The organism is Pseudonocardia sp. T1-2H (genome assembly GCF_038039215.1).
Lineage (GTDB): Bacteria > Actinomycetota > Actinomycetes > Mycobacteriales > Pseudonocardiaceae > Pseudonocardia.
This window is the reverse complement of record NZ_JBBPCL010000001.1, coordinates 6,368,940-6,386,121: the sequence shown is the minus strand read 5'-3', so window position 1 is coordinate 6,386,121 and position 17,182 is coordinate 6,368,940. Positions and strand designations below refer to the sequence as shown.

Here is a 17,182-nt window from a genome sequence, read left to right as displayed (position 1 = left end):
CCGGTGGGCGCCGCTAGGACCCGCGATGACCGCCACCCTCCCCGCCCCCCGCTCGTCGTCCCTCCCCACGACTGCCCGTACCCGCGCCGGCCTGCGGGAATGGCTCGCCCTGGCGGTGCTGTTCCTGCCGACGCTGCTCGTCGCGGTGGACAACACGGTGCTCGGTTTCGCGCTCCCCGCGATCAGCACCGCGCTCGCCCCGGACGCCACGACGCTGCTCTGGATCGTCGACGCCTATCCCCTCGCACTGGCCGGCCTGCTCGTCACGATGGGCACGTTGGGTGACCGGATCGGTCGCCGACGGTTGCTGATGATCGGCGTCACGGGCTTCGGTGCGGTGTCCCTGCTCGCCGCCTTCGCGACGGACGCGGCGCACCTCGTCGTCGCCCGGGCGCTGCTCGGCGTCTTCGGCGCGATGCTCATGCCGTCCGTGCTGGCGATCCTGCGCATGCTCTTCGTCGACCGGGCGCAGCGGCGGCTGGCGCTCGCGATCTGGGCGACGGGCTTCGCGGCCGGTGCCGCGCTCGCTCCCCTCGTCGGCGGCCTGCTGCTGGAACACTTCTGGTGGGGCTCGGTGTTCGCGGCGAACGTGCCGGTGACGGTGCTCCTGCTCGTCGCGGTGCCGACGATGCTGCCCGAGTCGCGGATGGCCGTGCCGGAGCGGCTGGACCTGGTCGGCGTCGTGCTCTCGCTGCTGGCCGCGGTTCCGGGCGTGCTGGCGATCAAGCTGGTCGGCGAGCACGGGATCACCCCCGAGGTCGTCCTCACGGCCGGCGTCGCCGTGGCCGCGGGCGTCGCGTTCGTCCGCCGCTGCCGGGCCCGGGTCCGCGCGGGCCGCGCGCCGTTGATCGACCTCGACCTCTTCGCCGCCCCGGCGCTGCGGGTCTCGGTGCTGGCCAACGCCACGACGATGTTCGCCTGCACCGGCCTGCTGTTCTTCGCCGCGCAGTACCTGCAGCTCGTGCTCGGCCACTCGCCGATGCAGGCCGGGCTGCTGCTGGTGCCGGGCATGGTCGCGACGATCGTCGCCGGGCTCGGGGCCGCCGCCCTCGCCCGCCGGTTCCCGTTGCGCCTGCTGGTCCCGTCCGGCCTGACGACCGCCGCCGCGGGCTACGCGCTGTGCACGATGCTCGGCGCAGGCTCCGGCGAGCTGACGCTGCTGGTGGCGTCCGTGCTGCTGGGCGCGGGCATCGGCCTGTCCGAGACCCTGACGAACGACGCGATCCTCGCCGCCGTCCCGGCGGACCGGGCCGGCGCCGCCTCCGCGGTCTCGGAGACCGGGTACGAGGTGGGCGCGGTCCTGGGCACCGCGGTGCTCGGCAGCGTGCTGAGCGCGGTCTACCGGGCGGGCGTCGAGGTCCCCGCGGGCGCCGACGCCGCCGCGTCCCAGACGCTCGGCGGCGCCGTCGACGCGGCGGTGACCCTCCCGGCCCCGGCTGGCACGGCCCTCCTCGACTCCGCCCGCGAGGCGTTCGCGACCGGGGTCGACGTCACCGCGGGCGTCGGCACGGCGGTCCTGCTGGCCGTCGCCGTCACCGTGGCGGTCGGCCTGCGATCCCGGTGATCTTCACGAGCGGCACTTTCGCTCAGACCTGCTGAGCAGTTCGAGCAGGCGAGGACGCGGGCCGCGGAGATGTCGGAGGATCCCGCCCGAGAAACAGGGCAGGAACCGTCCTGATTCGCTTCTACCGTTCTTCCTATGACGACATACGTGCTGGTCCCCGGGTTCTGGTTGGGCGCGTGGGCGTGGGACGAGGTGGGCGCCGAGCTGCGGGCGTCGGGACACGACGTCGTGCCGTTGGACCTCCTCGGGTCGACGGCCGAGGCACACGTCGACGAGGTGGTGGCCGCGCTCGGCGGCCGTGAGGGAGTGGTGCTCGTCGGGCACAGCGGTGGCGGCCCGGTCGTCGCCGCCGCGGCCGAGCAGGCCCGGAACGCCGTGTCCCACCTGGTGTTCGTGGACACCGGACCGCTGCCGGACGGTCTCGCGCAGATCGACTTCGCCCCGCCGGAGGGCCAGGAGTGGACCCGGGCGCGGATCGCGGCGAACGACGGGGTGAACCCGATGCCCACCCGCGAGGAGTTCGACGCCCAGGGCACGAGCACGGCCGGCCTGGACGACGCGACGTTCGCCCGGGTCCACGAGCGCTCCCGCCCCGAGCCCGAGGGCGTCGTCACCGGTTCCGTCCGCCGCGGAACCCCGGATCCGACGCTGCCCAAGACCGTCGTGGCCTGCAGCTTCACCGCCGCGGACGCCAAGGGCCTGATCGACGCCGGCGTCCCCGGCTTCGCGGAGATGAGCGGGCGGGAGTGGTCCTTCACCGAGCTGCCGACCGGCCACTGGCCGATGTTCTCGGAGCCGAAGGCCCTCGCGTCGCTCCTCGCGGAGCTCGGCTGATCCCGGCGAGCGGCACCTCCGTCCACCGGTCTTCGGGCGGACCTGCCGTTCGCGGCACCGACGGCTGTACTTCGGCGACTCCCCGGCGCGTCGCGGAGCGAACCGCGTGCCTCCGTGGTCCGCATGCAGTTGAGTGTCGGGAGGCCGCACCACCGACGTGGCGTGCCGCCGGAGCGGGTGCGAGGAGGGTGACAGCCGTGTCCTACGACGCAGTGAGCGCGTACACGCTCGTGGTGGGCGACGACGAGGAGCCCGCAACGGTGAGCGTGCACACGACCGCGGACGACGCGTGGCGCGCCCTCGACGCCCTGATCCGGGAACGGTGCGCGATGCGCCCGCGGCCCCGGCGGGTCGTGGACTCCGACGCGACGACGCGGCTCGCCGACGCCTGGCGGGCGGTCGACCCCGAGTGCCGCTACTGGCAGGTGACGGCGCACCGGCTCCCGCTGATGCTCCCCCAGATCGCGACGATCTCCCCCGGCCATCGTTCCGACAGGTTCCGCCGCGCTTCTGCGTGAATTGCAGGCGCCATTCCGCCTTTCGAAACCGTAAGCCCGGGCGTCGATTTCACATGCCCGTCATGTCCGGTAACCACGCCGGCCGACCGCGCTTGTGACGTGCCCGGGGTGGTGATCCTTACCGCAGGGCAACCTTGCGGCGTTTCGGGTGGTCAACAGCGCCCTGACCGTCTCTGAATCGATTCCATGATCGGTGTTGTGAGCCGACCGACAGCTTTCCCCTGTGGGGTCAGCGGTACATCGCCGGTAACCTCCGTAGTCACCTTTCCCCGTTACACCCCCCGCTCAAGACACGGGCGGGTTGATTGCCGTTTTCCCGGACGGGCGGGGCCGACCGGGCGAGGAGACAGGACGAGAATGACTGCAGCGACCGTTCCAGGGATCGACGACGCCCCCACGACCAACGAGCGCCTGCTGTCATGGGTGCGTGAGGTCGCCGAACTGACCACGCCGGACGCCGTCGTGTGGTGCGACGGGTCCGACGCCGAGTGGGACCGCATGACGACGCGCCTCGTCGAGGCCGGGACGTTCCGGAAGCTGAACGAGGAGAAGAAGCCGAACTCCTTCTGGGCGGTCTCCGACCCCGACGACGTCGCGCGCGTCGAGGAGCGGACGTTCATCTGCAGTGCCACCCCCGAGGGTGCGGGCCCGACCAACAACTGGGTCGACCCCACCGAGATGCGGGAGACCCTCACCGGCCTGTTCCGCGGCGCCATGAAGGGCCGCACCATGTACGTCATCCCGTTCTGCATGGGCCCGATGGACGGCGAGAACTCGAAGCTCGGCGTCGAGATCACGGACTCCGAGTACGTCGTCGTGTCGATGAAGATCATGACGCGGATGGGCGCCTCGGTCCTGCCGCTGTTCGACACGGCTGCGGGGGACGCGTTCGTGCCCGCGATCCACACGGTCGGCGCGCCGCTGGAGCCGGGCCAGAAGGACGTGCCCTGGCCCTGCAACGACACCAAGTACATCACCCACTTCCCGGAGTCCCGGGAGATCTGGAGCTTCGGCTCCGGCTACGGCGGCAACGCCCTGCTGGGCAAGAAGTGCTACGCGCTGCGCATCGCGTCGAACATCGCGCACGACGAGGGCTGGCTCGCCGAGCACATGCTGATCCTCAAGCTGATCAGCCCGGAGGAGAAGTCCTACTACGTCGCCGCGGCGTTCCCGTCGGCGTGCGGCAAGACCAACCTCGCGATGCTGCAGCCGACCATCCCGGGCTGGCGGGCCGAGACCGTCGGTGACGACATCGCGTGGATGCGCTTCGGCGAGGACGGCCGGCTCTACGCGGTCAACCCGGAGTTCGGCTTCTTCGGCGTCGCGCCCGGCACGAACTGGAAGACCAACCCGAACGCGATGCGGACCAACGAGGCCGGCAACGCGATCTTCACCAACGTCGCGCTGACGGACGACGGGGACGTCTGGTGGGAGGGCCTGGAGGGTGACCCCCAGCACCTCATCGACTGGAAGGGCAACGACTGGACGCCCGAGTCCGGCACCGACGCCGCCCACCCGAACTCGCGCTACACCGTCCCGATCGCGCAGTGCCCGGTCGTCGCGCCCGAGTGGGAGGACCCCAAGGGTGTGCCGATCTCGGCCATCCTCTTCGGCGGCCGCCGCAAGACGACCGTCCCGCTCGTCACGGAGGCCCGGGACTGGCAGCACGGCACCTTCATGGGCGCCACGATGTCGTCGGAGAAGACCGCCGCGGCCACCGGCGGCCTCGGCCAGGTCCGTCGCGACCCGATGGCGATGCTGCCGTTCCTCGGCTACAACGTCGGCGAGTACTTCCAGCACTGGCTGGACACCGGCAAGGGCGCGGACGCGAACAAGCTGCCGCGGATCTTCTACGTCAACTGGTTCCGCCGCGGCGAGGACGGCCGCTTCCTGTGGCCCGGGTTCGGCGAGAACTCGCGCGTCCTGAAGTGGATCATCGAGCGGATCGAGGGCAAGGCCGCCGCGGTCGAGACCCCGGTCGGTTACGTCCCGACGCCGGACCAGATGGACCTCGACGGCGTGGACGCCACCGAGGAGGACGTCGCCGCGGCCCTGGCGGTGGACATCGAGGAGTGGAAGGCGGAGATCCCGCTGATCGAGGAGTGGTTCGAGAAGGTCGGTGACAACCTGCCCACCTCCATGCGGGACGAGCTGGAGAACCTCAAGCAGCGCCTCGGCGCCTGATCCTCCCGAGCACGGCGGACGGCCCGTCGCGAGCCTCGCTCGCGGCGGGCCTTTCCCGTGTCGTGAAGCCCGTGTCGTGAAGCCCTGGGAGCCCTTTTCGGCTCCCGACCTTCCTCTCACTGAGAGTGACGATCAGCGGGGGACGGGTCGCCGACCTGCGCGGAAGTCCCGCTTCGAACGGTCGACCAGGCACGACGACATGCGTGTAGCGCCTCCCCGGCGTCGAAAGGGTGAGAAAGATCCCCGGATCGGACACCCGACGGGCGCATAGGGTCACCACTGAGCGCCCTCGGCTTGTGGATGTACCCGAACGAGGTGAAACGTCATGACGTGACGGGCGAAATACAACCCGGACCGTCGCGCGGGCGCGGGGGCAGTGGGAGGTGACCGGGATGCTCGATGTCGGACTGTCGAGTGAGCTGGACGACGCGGGCCTGGGGACGTTCGTGAACCGGATCGCCGAGTCCGGGCCGGACGACGCCACCGTCGCCGCCCACGAGGAGATCACGGCCCGGATCGGCGCCGGCGACGCACCCGCCGGGCTGCGCCGGCTCGCCGAGGCGCTGGCCGCCTCGGTCGGGACGCTGCCGGAGCAGCGCCGGCCGAGCGAGGATCCGGTGTCCGTCCTCTCCGCCGTGCGCGCCGAGTCCCTGGTGGTCCTCGAGGACTTCACGCCCGCCGAGGTGGTCGCGGCCGTCGGGACGCTCGTCGAGGACGGGTTCCGGGTCGCCGTCGCCGCCACGGACACCGCCCGCCTGGAGGGGGTGAGCGCGCGCGGCCCGCTCGTCGAGGACCTGCCCGCGCAGACCCCCGCCGAGCAGCGCCGGCTCCGTCGCCTGCTCGTCACCTCCACCCCCGAGCGCCGGGCCCGCGCGGGGCAGCAGCTGCCCCCGGTGGACGCGGTGCCGACGGTCGACGTGGTCGGGGAGCTGTGCCGGCGCGCCGCGCACCGCGCGTCGGACCGCGACGGCAGCGCGATGGTCCACGGCCTGCTCGAGGAGCTGGACCCGGAGCGGCTCGAAGCGGTCACGGCGGTCGCGCGTTGCGCGGGCCGCACGCTCGGCGCGCTCGCGCCCGGGCGCAGCTGGGAGCGGGACGTGCTCTCGCAGCTCGTGCACAACCGGCACCGCCAGGAGTTCGACGCGCTGGTCGCGGACACCGCGCAGGCCATGGTCGCGGCCGAGCGGACCCTGCACACCCCGCGGGTCACAGTGGTCGGCCCGCTGCCCCGCGACGCGGCCGACCTGCTGCACCGCTACCTGGACTTCCTGCGCAGCGGCGGCCGCAACCGCAACCTCTTCCGCGCGGGCGTGCAGCGGGACGTGGCCCCCGTCCTGCGCGTGCTCCGCGTCGACGGGGCGGAGCCCACCGAGGCCGAGCACGTGCTGCTCGCCCTGGAGCACGTCGAGCTGGCCGAGCGGCTGACCCGGATCGACGCGGGCTGCCGCGTGCTGGACATCCCCGCTCCGCGCAACGCCGAGGAGCTCGCACAGCTCGCGGACGGGCTGACCCGCGTCGCCGCGGCCTCCCGCTCGGTCGCCGCGTTGCGGCACGACGTGCTCTTCCTGCACCCGTCCTCGCCGCTCTCGGTCCCCGACCTGCAGACCGCGGAGCGGGTCGCCGGCGCGATCCTGGACTACGGGCAGCACGGGTCGGCCGCGCAGGCCGCCGCCCGGCTGGACGACGCGGCGCGGGCGCTGACGGAGTCCCTCCCCGGCGGGAGCGTCCCGGTCGAGCTGCGGGACGTCGTCGAGGCGCTCCGGGCGCGGGACGCGCAGGCCTACGCCGCGGCGCTGGGCCGGCTCGCCGCCGCCCGCCGCGACATCGCGGACGAGAGCGAGGCCGTCGAGCTGCTCCGCGGGTTGCAGGAGACGAGCCCGGGGTTGGCGCAGGCCTGGGAGCGGGCCGCGGTCGCCGGCGCCGCCGGGTTCGGGTTCGTCTGGCCGGTGCCCCTGGAGGAGCTGCTCTCCGGGCTGCCCGGCACGGACGCCCTGGACGTCGTGATCCTGCTCGACGCCGCCGAGCTCGGGGTGAACCGGCTGCTGGTCACGGGCGCGGCACCGCGCCTGGTGGCCGTCGCGTCCGGGGCCCGCCGGTCCGGGACGAACACGCTGCTCGGCGTGCTCGCGCAGGCGGGTGCGCCGGCCGTCCGGGGGCAGTCCCCGGCGCTGGGGTCCGGGCGCGTGGTGCACCTGCCGCAGGCGCGGCGCGGCCCGCGGGGAGGCGGGGTCGAGTCGGCCGGGAAGCGGCAGGCCTAGTCACCGCACTAGGGCCCGGCCGAACGCAGCGCGGACTCGATCCGCTCCAGCAGCGCGACGGGGTCGTCCGCGGAGGGTTCCTGGCGCTCCCACCGGGGGCCGCCCTCGGGGCCGGCGATGTAGAGGGTCCAGCGGCCCGGCTTCGGGTCGTCGGCCCGCAGCTGCGCCAGGGACGTCGACGTCCAGGCCGCGCCCAGCTCGGGGATCGCCGGCGGGCGCCGGTCCAGGATCGTCAGGTGGTCGCCGGCCGTCGTGTAGCCGATGCGGCGCTCGTCCTTGGTGCTGTCCGGGACCTGTTCCGCGCACCACTCGGCGACGCGGGCACGGACGTCCTCGGGGATCGCCATGCCCGCAGATCATGCAGGTCCGCCGGCCCCCGCGAAAGGGTCTGGCGGAGCCGGTATCGGACGGTAACGTCGCGGGAATGACTGATCAGTCGGTGAGCCGATTCGGGCATGTCGAGCTGGGGGACATGCCGGAGGACCTGCGGAACAGGATCGGCGCGATCGCCGAGAAGTCCGGGTTCGTCCCCAACGTCTTCCTCGCGCTCGCCCGCCGACCGCGCGAGCTGCGCGCGTTCCTGGACTACCACGACGCGCTGATGGACTCGGACGACGGACTGAGCAAGGCGGAGCGCGAGCTGGTCGTCGTCGCGACGTCGGGGGCGAACCACTGCACGTACTGCGTCGTCGCGCACGGGGCGATCCTGCGGGTCCGGACGAAGGACGCCGAGATCGCGGACCGGGTCGCGACGAACCCCTACGCCGTGGAGCTCAGCCCCCGCGAGCGCGCGATCGTGGACCTCGCCCTGATGATCGCGACGGACTCCGCCTCGCTCACCGAGGCCGAGCTGGACGACGCGCGGGTCGCGGGCCTGTCCGAGGACGAGATCTGGGACGTCGGCGCGATCACTGCGCTCTTCGCCCTCTCGAACCGGATGGCCCACCTGACGGCCCTGCGCCCCAACCCGGAGTTCTTCCTGATGGGCCGCCTCCCCCGCTGACGCCGCCCGCCACCCCTCGCGATCGTCCCGCGAGTCGGCGTTCTCGGGTCACCGAGCCGCGGATTCCGGACGTCCGGCCTACTCGCAGCCGACCCCGTCCTTGTCCGCGTCCAGCCCGTAGATGTCGTTCCCGGTCACCCGCACCGGGCCCTTGACGTACGACGGGCCGTTGCCGGAGCCGCCCTGGCAGTCCACGTCGGAGTCGATCGGCACGCAGCCGCTGTAGTTCGGGTCGCAGCCGGACGGGCGCGCGGGCCGGGCGGCGGTCGTGACGGCCCGGCGGGGCGCCGGGGCGGCTGCGGCGACGACCGGTTCGGGCGCGACGACCGTGGCCCGCGGGCTGCGGGTCGTGGTGCGCGGGGTGGTCGTGGTGGCGCGCGGGCGGGTCGTCGTCGGGGCCGCGGTCACCGGTTCCGTGACGGGCGCGATCGTCGTGGTCGGGGCGGGCGCCGCGGTCACCGTGATCGTGACGGGGGCGGCGGCGAGCGTGGGGGCCTCGGACGCGCAGCCCGCGGCGAACAGGCCGAAGAGACCGAGGACGGAGAGCGCGACGGTGCGCGACGTGCGGTTCACGTCCCTCCATCGGGACGTGTTTGCAGTGTGCAACAAGATTGTTCGGCAGATCATCAAATCTGACGAGACGGCCCTTCGTCCGGTCTGCCCCGCAACGACCGCGACCGGAGACGACGCCGTCCCCGAGCCGGACGCCTCCGGTCCGATCCCGAGCGGGGCCTCAGGGCGCGACTCGGGCGGTCGCCGGCCGCGACTCGCGGGGCTCCACATCGCGACTCGCGCGGTCGTGGAGCGCGACTCGCGGGGGGTGTGCGGCCCGGACCCCGGGAATGTCAGAGGACCTTGGACAGGAAGGCCTTGGTGCGCTCCTCCCGGGGGTTGGCCAGGACCTCGCGCGGGGCGCCGGACTCGACGATCCGGCCCTCGTCCATGAAGACCAGGGAGTCCCCGACCTCCCGGGCGAAGCCCATCTCGTGCGTCACCACGACCATGGTCATGCCGTCCCTCGCGAGCCCGCGCATGACGTCCAGGACCTCGCCGACGAGCTTCCGGGTCCAGCGCCGAGGTGGGCTCGTCGAACAGCATGAGCCGTGGCGACATGGCGAGCGCGCGGGCGATCGCCACGCGCTGCTGCTGCCCGCCGGACAGCTGGGCCGGGTAGTTCCCCATCCGGTCCCCGAGACCCACCCGGTCCAGCAGCTCCTCGGCCTGCTTCCGGGCGGCATCGCGAGGCGAACGCCGCACGACGAGTGGCGCCTCCATCACGTTCTCCAGCGCAGTCTTGTGCGGGAACAGGTTGAAGCGCTGGAACACCATCCCGATGTCCTGGCGCTGCCGCGCGATCTCGGACTCCCGCATCTCGTGCAGCTTCCCGCCGGCCTCGCGGTAGCCGATGAGATGCCCGTCGACGCGCAGCCGTCCGGAGTCGATGCGCTCCAGGTGGTTGATGCAGCGCAGCATCGTGGACTTGCCGGAGCCCGACGGCCCCACCACGCACGCGACCTCGCCCGGCTGCACCACGAAGTCCACGCCCTGGAGCACCTTGGTGGCACCGAAGCTCTTGTGGATGCCGATGCCCTCGACCATCGGGGTCATGCCGTGCGCTCCTCGTTGCGGGTCGTTCGGGTGAGACGGGGAACAACCGGGGCCCGGCGGGCCCGGTCTGCAGACCGCGTCCGAAGCGCCGCTCCACGAACCCCTGGCCGATCGACAGCACCGACGTCAGTGCCAGGTACCAGGCCGCGGCGACGATGAGCAGCGGGATCGTCTGGAAGTTCACCGAGTAGATCCGCTGGACCGAGGTGAGCAGCTCGAAGTACCCGATGACGACGACGAGCGAGGTCGTCTTCAGCATCGAGATCGTCTCGTTCCCGGTCGGCGGGATGATCACCCGCATCGCCTGCGGGAGCACGATCCGGCGCAGCGTCTGCGCCCGGGACATCCCCAGCGCGCCGGCCGCCTCGGTCTGCCCGTGGTCGACGGACTGGATGCCGCCGCGCACGATCTCGGCCATGTAGGCGGCCTCGTTGAGGCCGAGGCCGAGCAGGCAGGCCGCGAACTGGTTGATCAGCTGGTTCGTGTCGAAGGAGATCCACTCCGGGCCGAACGGGATCCCCAGCGCGAGCCGCGGGTAGAGCGCGGAGAGGAAGTTCCAGAACAGCAGCTGGGCGATCAGCGGGGTCCCGCGGAACACCCAGATGTAGAGCGCGGCCACCGAGGACAGGATCGGGTTGGGCGAGAGCCGCATGACGGCGAGCAGGATCCCGCCGACGATGCCGATCACCATCGAGATCACCGTGAGCACGAGCGTGTTCCCGAGCCCGTTGAGCACCGGTCCGGAGAACAGGTAGCTGCCGACGACGTTCCAGCGGAAGTTGTCGTTCGTCAGGACGGTGTGCACGAACATGGCGGCGAGCACCGCCAGCACGGCGACCGCCACCCACCGCCCCGGGTGCCGGACCGGGACCGCGTCGAGGGGCTCCGACGAGCGGACGTCCCGGTCCGTCGAGGAGGTGGTCACGACGTCAGCTCGCGATCTCGGACGTGGAGATCGCGCCGTTCGCCACGTTCCACTTGTCCAGGATCGCCTTGTAGGTGCCGTCGGTGATCAGGGCCTGGATCGCGCCCTGCACCGCCTTCGGGTAGTCCCCCTGGCCCTTCTTGAGCACGACGCCGTAGGGCGAGGTGGCGTACGGCTCGCCGACGACCTCGACGGCGCCGTGCGTGGTGGTCACCGCGTACGCCGCAACCGGGGAGTCCGCGAGCATGGCGACGATCCGGTTCGACGTCAGCGCCAGCGTGACGTCGGTCTGCGCCTGCAGCTCGGTGACCTGGATGGCCGGCTTGCCCGAGTCCGTGCAGGCCTTGGTACGTGCCGCGATGTCCTCGACCTGCACCGTGCCCGCCTGGACGCCGACGGCCTTGCCGCACAGGTTGTCCAGCGTGACTCCGTCCGGGTTGCCGGCCTTGACCGCCAGGCTGGTGCCGGCGATGTAGTAGCTCACCATGTCGGCGGTCTGCACGCGTTCGGGGTTGATCGTGAACGAGGAGATGCCGGCCTCGTACTTCCCGCCCTCGATGCCGGGGATGATCCCGGAGAACGCGGAGTTCTGGAACTCCGGCGTCAGACCGAGCTTCTGCGCGACGGCCGTGCCCAGGTCCACGTCCATCCCGATGATCGTGACGCCGTCCGGGGCCGTGAACTCGTTGGGCGCGTACGAGGCGTCCGTGCCGACGACGAGCTTGCCGTCGGCGGCCACGGACTGCGGGACCATCGCGGCGAGCGCGTCGTCCTTGGCCGCGGCCGGGATCGCGGCACTGCTCGGGGCGGCACCACCGCCGGTTCCCCCGCTGCCGTCACCACCCGCGCCGCAGCCGGCGAGCAGGGCGGCCAACGCCGCTGCGGCGACGGCGCAGGGGATGGTGGTGCGGGTTCGGGCGTGCACTGCGGACCTCCGTGAATGGGGAGCGGGCCACCCGGTCGGGGTCACCCACGAGTTGCTCGATCTGCGGGGATCGTGCCACCTCGGTGTCTGCGGGACATCTTCTCGTCGCCCCCGTTACCGGACGGAGGCCGGGCGGACATCTGTGGGACACGCGGTTGGCCGGAGCGGCCCGAGGGTAAGCGGAACCGGACGGAGCGCCCACGCGTTCCTCTCACGACACACCCCGAGCCCCGGAGGACGGCATGGCCATGATGAGGAAGTTGACCGCGCTGGCGGGTGCGGCCGAGGCCGCCCGCCGCTATGCGAAGAAGAACCCGGACAAGGCCGGGAAGATCCTGGACCAGGCGGCCCAGTTCGTCGACAAGCAGACGAAGGGCAAGTACTCGGGCCAGATCTCGAGCGCGACGCGCAAGGTCAAGGACGTCGCGGGCGTTCCGCAGCCGGGCGCGGGCTACGGCGCTCCCGGCACCACCACCACCGCGTACGACGCGCCCCACACCGGGTCCATCCCCGGCAGCGGCAACAGCGCGGCCGGCCAACCGGCGAAGGACACCCCACCGACGTCGCCGTACCGGCCGAACTGACCGAGCACGCACGACGGGGCCCGGGTCACCTGACGGTGGCCCGGGCCCCGTCGTGTGTGGGTCCGACGGCCGTGGTTCCGAGCGTCGGACGTCCTCACACCCTGTTGCCGCGCCCACGGACGCGGAACCGATCACGTTGCCGCGCGCGCTCCCCGGTGGCCGCGAGCCGTGCCAGGATCGGTCCCACCAGGACGTCCGGCGCCGGACGACCCGCCCACCCGCGGGGCCCCCGGCGCCACAGGTCCACGCGCCGCCACCAGCGGCCGCGGGCCGCGAGGCAACAGGAGGCACCGTGTCCGATCCGCAGGCCTGGATCCCGGGCGATCCCCGTTCCCGCCCCACCAGGGAGAACATCCTCTCCGGGCTCGGGGGACGGACTCCGGTGGCGCCGATCTCGTGCAGATGCTGACGGCCGAGGGCGTCCGGGTGCGCGACGAGCGCTTCGAGGCGTACGCGGCCGACGTCGACGTCGCCGCACTGAAGGACCTCTACCGGGACATGGTCCTGGTCCGGCGCGCGGACCGGGAGGGCAACGCGCTGCAGCGCCAGGGCCAGCTCGGGATCTGGGTGCCGCTGCTCGGCCAGGAGGCCGCACAGATCGGCGCCGGCCGCGCGCTCGCGCCGCAGGACATGGCGTTCCCCAGCTACCGCGAGCACGGCGTCGCGTGGTGCCGCGGCATCGACCCGACGGACCTGCTCGGCATCTTCCGCGGCACCGACAACGGCTCGTGGGACCCGATCGAGAAGCGCTTCCACCTCTACACGATCGTCATCGGCAACCAGTGCCTCAACGCGACCGGCTACGCCATGGGCCAGCTCTTCGACAGCAGGGTCGGCGGGTCCCCGGGCGACACCGGGACGAACGAGGCCACGATGTGCTTCTTCGGCGACGGCGCCACCAGCCAGGGCGACGTCCACGAGGGCTTCGTCTGGGCCGCCGCCTACGACGCGCCGGTCGTCTTCTACTGCCAGAACAACCAGTGGGCCATCTCGGTGCCGCTGGAGAAGCAGACCCGTGTGCCCCTCTACCAGCGCGCCCGCGGCTACGGCTTCCCCGGCATCCGGGTCGACGGCAACGACGTCCTGGCCTGCCTCGCCGTCTCGCGCTGGGCGCTCGAGGAGTGCCGCAGCGGCAATGGCCCGGTGCTGGTCGAGGCGTTCACCTACCGGATGGACTCGCACACCACGTCGGACGACGCGAGCCGCTACCGCCTCGCGGACGAGGTGGAGCTGTGGAAGCTCAAGGACCCGATCGAGCGGGTCCGGGTGAACCTGGTCCGTGAGCACGGCGTGGAGCCCGAGTTCTTCTCCGGCGTCGACGCCGAGGCGGACGCGCTGGCGGAACGGCTGCGGGCCTTCTGCCTGGCGATGCCGGACCCGTCGCCGGACCGGATGTTCTCCGAGGTCTACGCGGACGCCTCCCCTCAGCTGGAGGCGCAGCGCGCCGAGTACCTGGCGTACCACGCGTCGTTCGAGGGTGGTGAGTGAGATGCCGCAGATGACGATCGCGAAGGCCCTCGGTGACGGCCTGCGCGCCGCGATGGAACGGGACCCGAAGGTCCTGGTCATGGGCGAGGACGTCGGCAAGCTGGGTGGGGTCTTCCGGGTCACCGACGGCCTGCAGAAGGACTTCGGCGAGCAGCGCGTCCTGGACACCCCGCTCTCCGAGAGCGGCATCATCGGCACCGCCGTGGGGCTCGCGATCCGCGGCTACCGCCCGGTCTGCGAGATCCAGTTCGACGGCTTCGTGTTCCCCGGCTACGACCAGATCGTCTCCCAGCTGGCGAAGGTCCGCTTCCGCTCGCAGGGCAAGGTCCCGATGCCGGTGGTCGTGCGGATCCCGTTCGGCGGCGGGATCGGCGCCGTCGAACATCACAGCGAGTCCCCCGAGTCCCTGTTCGCCCACGTCGCAGGCCTGAAGGTGGTCGCCTGCTCGAACGCGGAGGACGCCTACTGGATGATCCAGCAGGCCGTCGAGACGGACGACCCGGTGATCTTCTTCGAACCCAAGCGGCGCTACTGGGAGAAGTCCGAGGTCGACACCGGGCACGCTCCGGCGCCGCTGCTCGCGTCGCGGGTGCTGCGGCCGGGGCGGCAGGTGACCGTGGCCTGCTACGGCCCGCTCGTGAAGACCTGCCTGGAGGCGGCCACCGCCGCGGAGGCGGACGGCCTGGACCTCGAGGTGATCGACCTGCGGGCCCTGTCCCCGCTCGACCTCGGGCCGGTGTTCGAGTCCGTGCGGCGCACCGGGCACCTCGTCGTCGTGTCCGAGGCGCCGCCCGAGTCCTCGGTGACCTCGGAGATCGCCGCGCGTGTGCAGCAGGAGTGCTTCTACTCGCTGGAGGCGCCGGTACTGCGGGTGACCGGGTTCGACACCCCGTACCCGCCGTCCGCGTGCGAGGAGGACTTCCTCCCCGACCTCGACCGGGTGCTCGACGCCGTCGACCGTTCGCTGGCCTGGTGATCGGCGTGCGACAGGAGTTCAGGCTGCCGGACGTCGGCGAGGGCCTGACCGAGGCCGAGATCGTCGGCTGGCAGGTCGCGGCCGGGGACACGGTCGCGGTCAACCAGGTGCTGGTGGAGATCGAGACGGCCAAGGCGGTCGTCGAGCTGCCGTCGCCGTTCGCGGGGACGGTGGGCGCGCTGCTGGCCGAACCCGGCGCGACGGTGCAGGTGGGGACGCCGATCATCGCGATCGAGACGGCGGGTGGCCCGGCTCCGGGTGACCAGGCCGACGCCGGGGCGAAGATCGGCGAGGCGGGCAAGGACGGACGGATCGCGACGCTCGTCGGGTACGGGCCACGGCAGGGCACGGCCCGGCGCCGGCCGCGCCGGGCCGGCGGTACCGCGGCGGTCCCGCCGCTCGCGGCCGAGCCGCCGTCCCCCGAGCTGCCGGCCTCCCCCGGACCGCCCGCGGGTCACCGCGAGCCGGCGCCGGCGGACAGCGGCACGAAGGGCAGGCCGGCGAACGGCTCCGCGCCCTCACCCGGTGAGCGGGTCCCGCTGGCGACGCCGCCCGTCCGCAAGCTGGCCAAGGACCTGGGCGTCGACCTCCGCTCGCTCGCCGGTTCCGGCGCGACCGGTGCGATCACGCGGGACGACGTCCGGGCGGCCGCGAGCGCGCCGGCCGAACAGGCGGTTCCGGCCGGCGGCACCACGGCGGGCGCTCCGGCCCCGGACAGGGGCGGCAGCAGGCGCGAGCCGATCCGAGGCGTCCGGAAGGCGACCGCCGCGGCCATGGTGTCCAGCGCCTTCACCGCCCCGCACGTCACGGAGTTCCTGGCCGTGGACGTGACCGCGACGATGGTGCTGCGGGACCGGCTCCGCGGCACCCGTGCGTACGCGGAGGTGAAGCCGACCCCGCTGGCGTTCGTCGCGAAGGCGGTCTGCCTCGCCGCCCGGCGCACCCCGGAGGTCAACGCGAGCTGGGACGAGGCGGCGGGCGAGATCGTCTACTACGACCACGTCCAGCTCGGGATCGCGGCCGCGACCCCGCGCGGGCTGATCGTGCCCAAGATCCGGGACGCGGACACGCTCGACCTCGCGGGCCTCGCCGGCGCGCTCGGCGCGCTCACCGCCACCGCCAGGTCGGGGAGGACGCCGCCCGCGGACCTCGTCGGCGGCACGTTCACGATCACGAACGTGGGCGTGTTCGGGGTGGACACGGGCACGCCGATCCTCAACCCGGGCGAGGCGGCGATCCTGGCCGTGGGCGCGATCAAACCGGCGCCGTGGGTCGTCGACGGCGAGCTCGCGGTCCGGACGGTCTGCCAGCTCGCGCTCTCCTTCGACCACCGCCTGGTCGACGGCGAGCAGGGCTCGCGCTTCCTCGCCGACGTGGGGGCGCTGCTGGAGGACCCGGGCCTGGCCCTGACCTGGTAGGGCTCACAGCGAACAATCAGGTGAACCGGGAGCACGGACGGCATCTCCGACGTTCTACGGGTATGCCGTTCGTGCTGCTGTACCTCGTCGTCGAGATCGCGGCCTTCATCGCGCTGGGTTCGTGGATCGGGTTCGCCGCCACGCTGCTCGTCGTGCTGGCGAGCTCCGTGATCGGACTCCTGCTCGCCCGCCGCGAGGGGCTGCGCGCCGCGCAGGCCTTCGCCGAGGCCGCGCGCAGCCGTGAGGTCGCGCACTCCGAGATGACGGACGGCATGCTCGTCGCGGCCGGCGGCGTGCTGCTGTTCGTCCCCGGCCTGGTCACGGACGTGCTCGGGCTGCTGCTCGTGCTGCCGCCCACCCGGGCGCTGGTGCGCAGGCGGATCGTGGCGTCCGCCGAGCGCCGCAGCCCGGGTCTGCGCACCGCGCGCATCCGGAGCGAGGGCCCGATCGTCGACGCGGAGGTCGTCGGCGAGCCCACCTACGACGGCGGCCCCCGGCGCCGGCCGGACGCGGCCGGCCCGACGGTCATCGAGGGCACGATCGTCGACTGACCTACCGGTCCGTCGAGATCACGAACGCGATCGGCACCGGCCCCTGCTGGTGGCTCAGCACGGTGGCGGCACCACCGGTCAGCAGGAGCGCCACCGCGCCGCCCAGGAGCGCGCGTTGACCGGCGCGGACGCCCGTCCGCGCGTGGTGGCCGGGCCGCATCCGCAGCTCCTGCCGCGTCTTCTTCGTCATGCTGTGCCGTCCGGATCCCACGGACCCTCCCCGTCGAGTAGGCGCACACACGATTACTCCGAACGAGTGTGTTGCCTGCCGGGTCACTGCGCCAGCCGAGGAGCAGGAATCACCCTGTAGAGCGTGTTCTACGGCGGAGTCGGGGTGTGTCCTGTC

14 protein-coding genes and 3 pseudogenes are annotated in these 17,182 nt (G+C 72.7%); 11 read left to right on the top strand and 6 right to left on the bottom strand.

Features of this window, described 5'->3' with window-relative positions; translation table 11 throughout:
• Positions 1–25 precede the first annotated feature (25 nt).
• The 5 genes from WBK50_RS31445 (at position 26) to WBK50_RS31425 (ending at position 7,358) form a co-directional block, all read left to right on the top strand.
• Positions 26–1,564 (top strand): MFS transporter, encoded by a 1,539-nt coding sequence (locus WBK50_RS31445; protein ID WP_341339027.1) that lies wholly within the window; start codon positions 26–28, stop codon positions 1,562–1,564.
• 135 nt (positions 1,565–1,699) lie between these two features.
• Positions 1,700–2,398 carry an esterase/lipase family protein gene (locus tag WBK50_RS31440; protein WP_341339026.1) on the top strand — a complete coding sequence of 233 codons (699 nt, stop codon included), beginning with the start codon at positions 1,700–1,702 and terminating at the stop codon, positions 2,396–2,398.
• Positions 2,399–2,595: 197 nt separating this feature from the next.
• A complete protein-coding gene (locus WBK50_RS31435) occupies positions 2,596–2,916 on the top strand; it encodes a hypothetical protein (RefSeq protein WP_341339025.1) in 321 nt (106 codons plus the stop codon).
• Between the two features lie 357 nt (positions 2,917–3,273).
• Positions 3,274–5,100 carry a phosphoenolpyruvate carboxykinase (GTP) gene (locus WBK50_RS31430; protein WP_341339024.1) on the top strand — a complete coding sequence of 609 codons (1,827 nt, stop codon included), beginning with the start codon at positions 3,274–3,276 and terminating at the stop codon, positions 5,098–5,100.
• A gap of 392 nt (positions 5,101–5,492) precedes the next feature.
• Positions 5,493–7,358: a hypothetical protein gene (locus WBK50_RS31425; protein WP_341339023.1), complete on the top strand. Its 1,866-nt coding sequence runs from the start codon at positions 5,493–5,495 to the stop codon at positions 7,356–7,358.
• Positions 7,359–7,366: 8 nt separating this feature from the next.
• On the opposite strand, the gene WBK50_RS31420 is transcribed toward WBK50_RS31425, so the two are convergent.
• Positions 7,367–7,705, bottom strand: coding sequence for a DUF3024 domain-containing protein (locus WBK50_RS31420; protein WP_341339022.1), 339 nt, complete (start codon positions 7,703–7,705; stop codon positions 7,367–7,369).
• Between the two features lie 77 nt (positions 7,706–7,782).
• Here WBK50_RS31420 and WBK50_RS31415 point away from each other — a divergent pair, with 77 nt between their 5' ends.
• Entirely contained in the window at positions 7,783–8,361 is a 579-nt protein-coding gene (locus tag WBK50_RS31415; protein ID WP_341339021.1) for a peroxidase-related enzyme, read from the top strand.
• 78 nt (positions 8,362–8,439) lie between these two features.
• Here WBK50_RS31415 and WBK50_RS31410 read toward each other — a convergent pair whose 3' ends face one another.
• From WBK50_RS31410 to WBK50_RS31395, 4 genes and pseudogenes are all read right to left on the bottom strand, one after another.
• Positions 8,440–8,934, bottom strand: coding sequence for a hypothetical protein (locus WBK50_RS31410; protein ID WP_341339607.1), 495 nt, complete (start codon positions 8,932–8,934; stop codon positions 8,440–8,442).
• A gap of 272 nt (positions 8,935–9,206) precedes the next feature.
• Positions 9,207–9,969 (bottom strand): annotated as a pseudogene (locus WBK50_RS31405) (amino acid ABC transporter ATP-binding protein).
• A gap of 73 nt (positions 9,970–10,042) precedes the next feature.
• Positions 10,043–10,780 (bottom strand): annotated as a pseudogene (locus WBK50_RS31400) (amino acid ABC transporter permease); the annotation flags it as partial.
• A 118-nt stretch (positions 10,781–10,898) separates the two neighbouring features.
• The gene (locus WBK50_RS31395) at positions 10,899–11,819 is read right to left on the bottom strand and encodes an ABC transporter substrate-binding protein (protein ID WP_341339020.1); all 921 of its coding nucleotides are present in this window, start codon (positions 11,817–11,819) and stop codon (positions 10,899–10,901) included.
• A gap of 248 nt (positions 11,820–12,067) precedes the next feature.
• Between WBK50_RS31395 and WBK50_RS31390 the strand changes: the two genes are divergently transcribed.
• From WBK50_RS31390 to WBK50_RS31370, 5 genes and pseudogenes are all read left to right on the top strand, one after another.
• A complete protein-coding gene (locus WBK50_RS31390; RefSeq protein ID WP_341339019.1) occupies positions 12,068–12,403 on the top strand; it encodes an antitoxin in 336 nt (111 codons plus the stop codon).
• A gap of 292 nt (positions 12,404–12,695) precedes the next feature.
• Positions 12,696–13,891 (top strand): annotated as a pseudogene (locus WBK50_RS31385) (thiamine pyrophosphate-dependent dehydrogenase E1 component subunit alpha).
• A gap of 1 nt (position 13,892) precedes the next feature.
• Positions 13,893–14,867: an alpha-ketoacid dehydrogenase subunit beta gene (locus WBK50_RS31380; protein WP_341339018.1), complete on the top strand. Its 975-nt coding sequence runs from the start codon at positions 13,893–13,895 to the stop codon at positions 14,865–14,867.
• On the top strand, positions 14,864–16,285 hold the full coding sequence (locus WBK50_RS31375; RefSeq protein WP_445942324.1) for a dihydrolipoamide acetyltransferase family protein: 1,422 nt from the start codon (positions 14,864–14,866) through the stop codon (positions 16,283–16,285). The genes WBK50_RS31380 and WBK50_RS31375 overlap by 4 nt, the downstream gene beginning before the upstream one ends.
• Positions 16,286–16,347: 62 nt before the next feature.
• Complete coding sequence (locus WBK50_RS31370; RefSeq protein WP_341339017.1) at positions 16,348–16,836, top strand: FxsA family protein; 489 nt, start codon at positions 16,348–16,350, stop codon at positions 16,834–16,836.
• A 1-nt stretch (position 16,837) separates the two neighbouring features.
• On the opposite strand, the gene WBK50_RS31365 is transcribed toward WBK50_RS31370, so the two are convergent.
• Entirely contained in the window at positions 16,838–17,026 is a 189-nt protein-coding gene (locus WBK50_RS31365; protein WP_341339016.1) for a hypothetical protein, read from the bottom strand.
• Positions 17,027–17,182: the final 156 nt, after the last annotated feature.